8 protein-coding genes are annotated in these 7,262 nt (G+C 69.8%); 4 read left to right on the top strand and 4 right to left on the bottom strand.

The window, feature by feature from the left end; all coding sequences use genetic code 11:
- Window positions 1–46: 46 nt before the first annotated feature.
- Both Q0Z44_RS05630 and arfB read right to left on the bottom strand, forming a co-directional pair.
- On the bottom strand, window positions 47–919 hold the full coding sequence (locus Q0Z44_RS05630) for a Sir2 family NAD-dependent protein deacetylase (RefSeq protein WP_298011162.1): 873 nt from the start codon (window positions 917–919) through the stop codon (window positions 47–49).
- A gap of 27 nt (window positions 920–946) precedes the next feature.
- Window positions 947–1,345 carry an alternative ribosome rescue aminoacyl-tRNA hydrolase ArfB gene (gene arfB, locus Q0Z44_RS05625; RefSeq protein WP_298011161.1) on the bottom strand — a complete coding sequence of 133 codons (399 nt, stop codon included), beginning with the start codon at window positions 1,343–1,345 and terminating at the stop codon, window positions 947–949.
- A gap of 111 nt (window positions 1,346–1,456) precedes the next feature.
- Between arfB and Q0Z44_RS05620 the strand changes: the two genes are divergently transcribed.
- Window positions 1,457–2,500, top strand: a complete 1,044-nt coding sequence (locus Q0Z44_RS05620; RefSeq protein ID WP_298011160.1) for a diacylglycerol kinase family protein — start codon at window positions 1,457–1,459, stop codon at window positions 2,498–2,500.
- Between the two features lie 6 nt (window positions 2,501–2,506).
- A complete protein-coding gene (locus tag Q0Z44_RS05615) occupies window positions 2,507–3,304 on the top strand; it encodes a metallophosphoesterase (RefSeq protein ID WP_298011159.1) in 798 nt (265 codons plus the stop codon).
- Window positions 3,305–3,312: 8 nt separating this feature from the next.
- Here the strand turns inward: Q0Z44_RS05615 and Q0Z44_RS05610 are convergent, their stop codons facing one another.
- Complete coding sequence (locus Q0Z44_RS05610) at window positions 3,313–3,903, bottom strand: GNAT family protein (RefSeq protein WP_298011158.1); 591 nt, start codon at window positions 3,901–3,903, stop codon at window positions 3,313–3,315.
- A 153-nt stretch (window positions 3,904–4,056) separates the two neighbouring features.
- Between Q0Z44_RS05610 and Q0Z44_RS05605 the strand changes: the two genes are divergently transcribed.
- Both Q0Z44_RS05605 and Q0Z44_RS05600 read left to right on the top strand, forming a co-directional pair.
- Window positions 4,057–4,995, top strand: a complete 939-nt coding sequence (locus tag Q0Z44_RS05605; RefSeq protein ID WP_298011157.1) for a lipase secretion chaperone — start codon at window positions 4,057–4,059, stop codon at window positions 4,993–4,995.
- A gap of 24 nt (window positions 4,996–5,019) precedes the next feature.
- Window positions 5,020–5,970: a triacylglycerol lipase gene (locus Q0Z44_RS05600; protein ID WP_298011164.1), complete on the top strand. Its 951-nt coding sequence runs from the start codon at window positions 5,020–5,022 to the stop codon at window positions 5,968–5,970.
- A gap of 27 nt (window positions 5,971–5,997) precedes the next feature.
- On the opposite strand, the gene alaC is transcribed toward Q0Z44_RS05600, so the two are convergent.
- Window positions 5,998–7,206, bottom strand: a complete 1,209-nt coding sequence (gene alaC / locus Q0Z44_RS05595) for an alanine transaminase (protein WP_109033777.1) — start codon at window positions 7,204–7,206, stop codon at window positions 5,998–6,000.
- Window positions 7,207–7,262: the final 56 nt, after the last annotated feature.

The following is a 7,262-nucleotide window of genomic DNA, read 5'->3' as shown; positions in this document are numbered from 1 at the left end:
CTCCCTTGTTGGCGTCGCGGTGTGCGCGGCCGGTGAGCCCGAAACCTTACTCCGATGGCCTGCTTTGCGCCAGACGGTGATCCAGGGCTTGCAGGGCCGCCAGCGCGCCCATCGGCAGGCCCACGTCCAGCCCGGTGGGCACGGCCGGCTCGCGCAGGTTGATGCGCACCAAGCGCCCGCCCAGCTGCTGCACCACCGCATGGCTGAAATGCCGCACGGTGGGCACCGCGGTGCCGGCGCCCAATTCCACCACCACCGGGCGGCTGACCTGCGCCAGCCAGCGCCGCAGCCGGTCCGACTGGGCTTGCTCGCGGTCGGCCACCCAGCCATCGTCGTTGAACATCAGGATGTTGGGCCGCGCCAGGCCGCCGCACCGTGGGCACGTGGGGGCGGCATTGCGCAGCTGACAGGCCTCCTCGTCCACATCGGGCACGAAGGCATCGGCCGGCCAGATGGCCTCGCTGCAGGGCTTCAGGCACTGCAGATGGTGGATGGAGCCATGGCACTCGTGCACCGCGTCCGCATCGAAGCCGGCCTTCTGAAACTGCCCGTCGACGTTGCTGGTGAACACCCGCGCGCCCTGCAACATGCCGTCGCCCCAGCGCTTGAGGATGCCAAAGCCGGCGTGGGGCATGGTGGCGCGGTACAGCGCGAGCCGGTGGCCGTAGAAGCCCCAGGCCAGCCCGGGCCGCCGCGCAAAGGAAGCCGGTGAAGCGGCGTCGGAGAAGCCCATGCGGGCCCGCCCCAGCGCCGGGTAGGCCCGCCAGAAGCCTTCGTTGCCTCGGAAATCGGGCAGGCCCGAGTCGACGCCCATGCCGGCGCCGGCGGCCACGATCAGCGCATCGGCCTGCTGGATCAGTTCGGCAACCTGATCCAGGGGCTCGCCCAGGGCGGGAGACAGCGGTTCGTTCGGGTTCATACAGCCAGCTTCATCCAAGCGGGTCACTCAGAACACGAGCTTGCCACGGCCGGCCTTCACCTCGGCGCGCACCGTCTTGCCCTTCAATCGCCGCTGCTTGGAAGCGAACGTGGGTCGTGTCGGGCGCCGGGTCTTCTGCACCACGCTGGCTTCAGCCACCAGGGCTTCGAGCCGGGCCAGCGCCTCGGTCTTGTTCTGCTCCAGGCTGCGTGCCGATTGCGCCTTGATCACGATGACGCCATCCTTGCTGATGCGCTGGTCGCCCAGCGCCAGCAAGCGCGCCTTGACCGCCTCGGGCAGCGACGAGGCGGGCACATCGAACCGCAGGTGCACCGCGTTCGACACCTTGTTGACGTTCTGCCCGCCCGGCCCCTGGGCACGGATGGCGATGAACTCGACGTCGTGGTGTGAAACGAGGGGCGGCATGAGGCGGGGCCATGGTTGGGATGAAGGCCGGTGCCCATCATAGGGTGCAGAGAGGCCCGACGGCCGTTGCGGGCATGGCGCTTGCCGGACACTGCCCCCAAGGAGCACCTCATGCCTGCATCCTCACCCTGTCCTGTGCCGGTCATCGGCTTTCAGGACGCCCCGCCGCCCGATGCCATGCCCGCGCGGCCGGCATCGACCCCGGCCGACACGGGCGCCACCGACGCCTGGCCCTTTCTGCGGCCGGAGGCGCCGCTCCATGTGGTCCTCAACCCCCGATCAGGGCGGCCGGACACCGAGGGCTGCGCGGCCGCGCTCAAGGCGGTGCTGGGCGAAGCCGGTCGGCGTTTCGAGCTGATCACGCCCCGGCACCCGCGCGAACTGATGGTAGCCGGCAGGCAGGCCGTGGCACGCGCACAGGCCGAAGGCGGCGCCGTGGTGGCCGCAGGCGGCGACGGCACGGTCAACACCCTGGCCGGCCTGGTGCTGCCCACGGGCCTGCCGTTCGGCGTCTTGCCCCAGGGCACGTTCAATTACGTGGCACGCGCCCACGGCATCCCGACCGAGACCGAGGCCGCCGTCCGCGCGTTGGTGTCCCCCCGCGTGCGGCCCGTGCAGGTGGGGCAGGTCAACGGGCGGGTGTTCCTGGTCAACGGCAGCATGGGCCTGTACACCCAGGCGCTCGACGACCGCGAGCGCTTCAAGCAGCGGCTGGGCCGCAGCCGGGCGGTGGCGTTGCTGGCCGGCCTGTTCACCGCCCTTGCCCCGCACCGCAACTGGGTGATCCGGCTGGAGGTCGACGGGCAGGACACCACCGTGGTCACGCCCACGCTGTTCGTGGGCAACAATCCGCTGCAGCTGGCGCAGCTGGGCCTGGCGCAACCCGAGGGGCGGGGTGAGGGGCTGGTGGCCATCATGGCGCGCCCCATGAGCCGGCTCGCCATGCTGGGGCTGCTTGTGCGCGGAGCGGCCGGGCACTTTGCCGAATCGGAGGCGGTCACCTGCCTCGCCTTCCGGCGGCTGACGGTCGAGCCGCGCCTGCCGCACAGGCCAGGGCGGTTGAAGATTGCCACCGATGGCGAGACCAGCTGGATGCGGCCGCCGCTGTGCTTCGAGGCCGCGGCGCAGCGGCTGAACCTGCTGGTGCCGGGCTGAAGCAGCATGGGCGTGCTGCTGCACCTGTCCGACCCGCACTTCGGCACCGAGGCGCCCGAAGCAGTGGATGCCTTGCTGGCCCTTGCCGCCCGCGAGCGACCCGATGTGGTGGTCTGGTCGGGCGACATCACGCAACGCGCGCGCCCCGCCCAGTTCGAGGCTGCCCGGCGCTTCCATGCCGCACTGAAGGCCCCGCACGCGCTGGCCATTCCAGGCAACCACGACATCCCGCTGTTCAATGTGGCGGCCCGCGCGCTCACGCCTTACGCCGGCTTCCACAAGGCCTTCGGCTCGACCGACGACCCCCACCTGTCCCTCCCGGGGCTCATGGTGGCCGGCGTCAACACCACCCGGGCGTGGCGGCACAAGCATGGCGAGGTGTCGTCCGCCCAGATCGCGCGCGCGGCGTGCCGGGTGCGCCAGGCCGCGGCCGACCAGCTCAAGGTGATCGTGGTGCACCAGCCTGTGTGGGTGGCCTGCGCGCAAGATCGCATCAACCTGCTGCGTGGCCACGCGGCCGCCCTGGCCGCCTGGGCCGATGCGGGCGTGGACCTCGTGCTCAGCGGGCACATCCACCTCCCCTCGGTTCACCCGCTGTCCCTGGCCGCGTCCGACGGCTCGCCCCGCACGGTGTGGAACGTGCAGGCCGGCACGGCGATGTCGCGCCGGGTGCGCGGTGGCATCGGCCAGTCCATCCACCTGATTCGCTACCAGGCCGGGCCCCGCGCACGCCGCATCATCGAGCGCTGGGACCTGCCGCCTGGCCAGGCAACCTTCGAACGGGTGGGCCGCCACGCGCTCTGAGCGCTGGCTCAGGCTCTGAGCTCCATCTTCTCCAGCAGACCGGCCTTGACCTGCGGCCACTCGGCCCGGGTAATGCTGAAGATCACCGAGTTGCGCACGAACCCATCGCGCATGACCATGTGGCTGCGCAGCAGCCCTTCTTCGGTGGCGCCCAGGCGCAGGATGGCCTGGCGCGACTTGGTGTTGCGCTCATCGGTCAGCAGCTCGACCCGGTTGCAGCCCCAGGTCTCGAAGGCGTGCGTGAGCATCAGCAGCTTGGCCTCGGTGTTGATCGGCGTGCGCTGTGCCGACGCGGCCAGAAAGGTGAAGCCGATCTCGACGCGCCGGTGCGCCGCCTCGATGCACCGAAAGCGCGTGCTGCCCACGACCCGACCACTGGCCGCCTCGACGGTGGCAAAGGCCAGCTCCCGTCCAGCGGCCCGCGCCGCGTCGGCATTCGCCAGAAAGCCGTCCAGCTCGGCAGGGGGCGGCACGAAGGTGACGGGCAGGGTCCAGAGCTGGCCGTCTTCGATGGCCTGCGCCAACCCGGGCAGATGGTGCGCCGCCAGGGGTTCCAGCCGGACATGCTGTCCCGTCAAAGTGACTTGATCGACTCTCATTCAACTCGTCCCGTTCGTTTTCTACCGTTCACGCCAGCATGCCGGAAAACTCGCCACAGACGCGTCTGGATCCAGGGACTTTGCCTGATGCGCGATGGCCAGCGCCTGATGCTGAATAGCCGGTGACGAACCGTACCACCTCCGCCGCTTCGCATGCCTCCGCATCCCGCCGTGCTTCTGTCGACCCCGCGCTTGCGCCGCCTGCCCTGGTTGGTGGCGACGTTGGTGCTGGCCAGCGCAGCCACACTGACCTGGCGTCTGACCGGGCAGGAGGCCGTCACCACGGTCGTGACGCGTCCGCAGGTCGAGGCCCCCTGGCCCGCCCCCAGCCTGGCTGGGACCGAGCCCGATGGGCAGGTGCACCAGGCCGGTGGTCAGCTGCTGCTGGGCCCGCAACTGCTGCACCGATTTGATTACTGGCTCACCACCTACGGCGAGCGCCCGCTGGACGCCATCGAGGCCGATGTGCGCCACGACATGGCGAAGGACCTGAACGCCGAGGCGCTGGCTCAGGCCATGAGCCTGTGGAAGGCCTACGTGGCCTTCAAGGCGGAGCTGGCCCGGCTGCCCGCCCTGCCCAGCGGCACGCTGGAGGCCGCGAGCCTGGCGCAGCAGGTCCAGGCGGTGCGCGCCGTGCGGGCGCGCCACTTCACCGCCGCCCAGGTGCAGGCGCTGTTTGCCACCGGCGATGCCGACGACGACCTGGCGCTGGCCCGCCTGCGCATCCAGCAGGACACCACGCTCACTGCAGCCGAACGGACACGCAGGCTGACCGAAGTGCAGAGCCGGCTGACACCGGCCCAGCGTGAGGCCGAAGCCGCCCCGCTGCTGCACCAGACGGTGCGCGACGCCGTAGAGGCCGCCCGCGCCCGCGGTGCCGATGCGGCCGAGGTGCTGGCCATCCGCACCCGCCTGGTCGGCCCGGAGGCCGCCGCCCGCCTGGCTGCGCTCGACGACGCCGAAGCCGCCTGGCAGACCCGCGTGCAGCGCTACCACCACCTGCTGCAACACGATCCCCAAGAAGCGGCCGCCCACAAGGCCGCGCAGTTCAGCGAGACGGAACAGCTCCGCCTGGCTGCCTACGAGCCCTGACCCCGAAGAGGAGACAACCCGATGATGAAGCGCACCCTGACCCGCGTGGTGGCCGCCCTGGCCATCGCCACCGGCACCCTGGCCGCCATGGCGCCCGCCCAGGCGCAAACCAGCAGCTACACGCAGACGCGTTACCCCGTCGTGCTGGTGCACGGCCTGTTCGGCTTCGACTCGCTGGCCGGCTCGCTCGACTACTGGTACAAGATCCCGCAGGCCCTGCGTGCCGGTGGCGCCCAGGTCTACGTGGCCAAGGTGTCGGCCGCCAACTCGACCGAGGTGCGCGGCGAGCAGCTGCTGACGCAGGTGCGCGAGATCCTTGCGATCTCGGGTGCGAAGAAGGTCAACCTGATCGGCCACAGCCATGGCGGTCCGACCACCCGCTACGTGGCCGGCGTCGCGCCGGAACTCGTGGCCTCGGTCACCAGCATTGGCGGCGTGAACCGCGGCTCGGCCGTGGCCGATGCGCTGCTCAAGATCGCACCGGACGGCTCGCCGCTCAATGGCGCCCTGGCCGGCACCGTGGACAGCACGCTGGTTGCGCTGATCGAAAAGCTCGCCGGCCAGCCTTCGCTGCCGCGTGATTCCGGTGCCGCGCTGTTGTCGCTCAGCACCGCGGGCAGCGCGAAGTTCAACCAGCGCTTCCCGGCCGGCGTGCCCGCCAGCGGCTGCGGCGACGGTGAGCATGCGGTCAAGGGCGTACGCTACTACTCATGGGGCGGCAACCGCCCGCTGACCAACGTGCTCGACATCAGCGATGCGCTGCTGGGCGCCACCAGCCTGCTCTTCAAGGGCGAGCCCAACGACGGCCTGGTGGCCGCGTGCTCGATGAACCTCGGCAAGGTCATCCGCACCGACTACCGCATGAACCACCTCGACGAGGTCAACCAGGTGCTGGGTCTGGTCAGCCTGTTCGAGACCAACCCGGTCGAGGTGTACCGTCAGCACGCCAACCGGCTGAAGAACGCGGGCCTCTGAACCCGCGCACGCCGGCCTGGCGCCAGGTCAGGCCGGCGTCACGCCGTCGGCCTTGAACATCGTCTTGATGCCACGGATGGCCTGGCGGATGCGCGATTCGTTTTCGATCAGCGCAAACCGCACGTGGTCGTCGCCGTGGTCACCGAAGCCGATGCCGGGTGACACGCACACCTTGGCCTTGTCCAGCATCTGGCGCGCGAACTCGATCGAGCCCAGGTGCCGGTAGGCCTCGGGGATCTTCGCCCAGATGTACATCGAGGCCTTGGGCTTGTCGACCATCCAGCCCGCCTCGTGCAGCCCCTTGACCAGCACATCGCGGCGCTTCTGGTACTGCGCGGCAATGTCCTTCACGCACTGCTGATCGCCTTCCAGCGCGGCAATGGCGGCCACCTGCAGCGGCGTGAAGGTGCCGTAGTCGTGGTAGCTCTTGATGCGAGCCAGTGCGGCCACCAGGTCCGGGTTGCCCACCATGAAGCCGATGCGCCAGCCCGCCATGTTGTAGCTCTTGCTGAGCGTGAAGAACTCGACCGCGATGTCCTTGGCGCCGGGCACCTGCATGATCGACGGGGCCTTCCAGCCGTCGTAGACGATGTCGGCATAGGCCAGGTCGTGCACGACGAAGATGTCGTGCTTCTTCGCCAGCGCCACCACGCGCTCGAAGAAATCCAGCTCCACGCACTGCGCCGTCGGATTGGACGGGAAGCCGAGGATCATCATCTTCGGCTTGGGGTAGCTGCCGCGGATGGCCTTTTCCAGTTCGGCAAAGAAGTCCACGCCCGGCACCAGCGGCACCGAGCGGATGTCGGCCCCGGCGATCACGGCGCCATAGATGTGAATGGGGTACGACGGGTCGGGCACGAGCACGGTGTCGCCGCGGTCCAGCGTCGCCAGCATCAGGTGCGCCAGGCCTTCCTTCGAGCCGATGGTGACGATGGCCTCCTTGTCGGCATCGATGTCGACGTCGTAGCGGTCCTTGTACCAGTGCGAGATCGCGCGGCGCAGACGCGGGATGCCCTTGGAGGCCGAGTAGCCGTGGGTGTCGGGCCGCTGGGCCACCTCGGTGAGCTTGGCGACGATGTGCGGTGGCGTGGCCCCGTCGGGGTTGCCCATGCTCATGTCGATGATGTCTTCCCCGCGGCGGCGGGCGGCCAGCTTGAGTTCGGCCGTGATGTTGAAGACGTAGGGGGGAAGGCGGTCGATGCGCGCAAAGCGGCGCTTGCCCGTCAGAGAGGACATGGTGTGGTCTTTCACGTGAGCGCCCGGAACCGTCCGAGCGACGTGACCGCGCAATG

It is taken from the genome of uncultured Aquabacterium sp. (genome assembly GCF_947366995.1).
In the GTDB taxonomy this organism is placed as follows: domain Bacteria; phylum Pseudomonadota; class Gammaproteobacteria; order Burkholderiales; family Burkholderiaceae_C; genus Aquabacterium.
Note: the sequence above shows the minus strand (reverse complement) of the source record. Positions and strands in the feature narration are given on the sequence as shown.

Bases quoted from the DNA above. Each gene is read 5' to 3' on its own strand.
- Q0Z44_RS05610 (WP_298011158.1), bottom strand. From the start codon at position 3,903: ATGAGAGTCGATCAAGTCACTTTGACGGGACAGCATGTCCGGCTGGAA.
- Q0Z44_RS05615 (WP_298011159.1), top strand. From the start codon at position 2,507: ATGGGCGTGCTGCTGCACCTGTCCGACCCGCACTTCGGCACCGAGGCG.
- Q0Z44_RS05620 (WP_298011160.1), top strand. From the start codon at position 1,457: ATGCCTGCATCCTCACCCTGTCCTGTGCCGGTCATCGGCTTTCAGGAC.
- Q0Z44_RS05630 (WP_298011162.1), bottom strand. From the start codon at position 919: ATGAACCCGAACGAACCGCTGTCTCCCGCCCTGGGCGAGCCCCTGGAT.
- Q0Z44_RS05600 (WP_298011164.1), top strand. From the start codon at position 5,020: ATGAAGCGCACCCTGACCCGCGTGGTGGCCGCCCTGGCCATCGCCACC.
- arfB (WP_298011161.1), bottom strand. From the start codon at position 1,345: ATGCCGCCCCTCGTTTCACACCACGACGTCGAGTTCATCGCCATCCGT.
- alaC (WP_109033777.1), bottom strand. From the start codon at position 7,206: ATGTCCTCTCTGACGGGCAAGCGCCGCTTTGCGCGCATCGACCGCCTT.
- Q0Z44_RS05605 (WP_298011157.1), top strand. From the start codon at position 4,057: ATGCCTCCGCATCCCGCCGTGCTTCTGTCGACCCCGCGCTTGCGCCGC.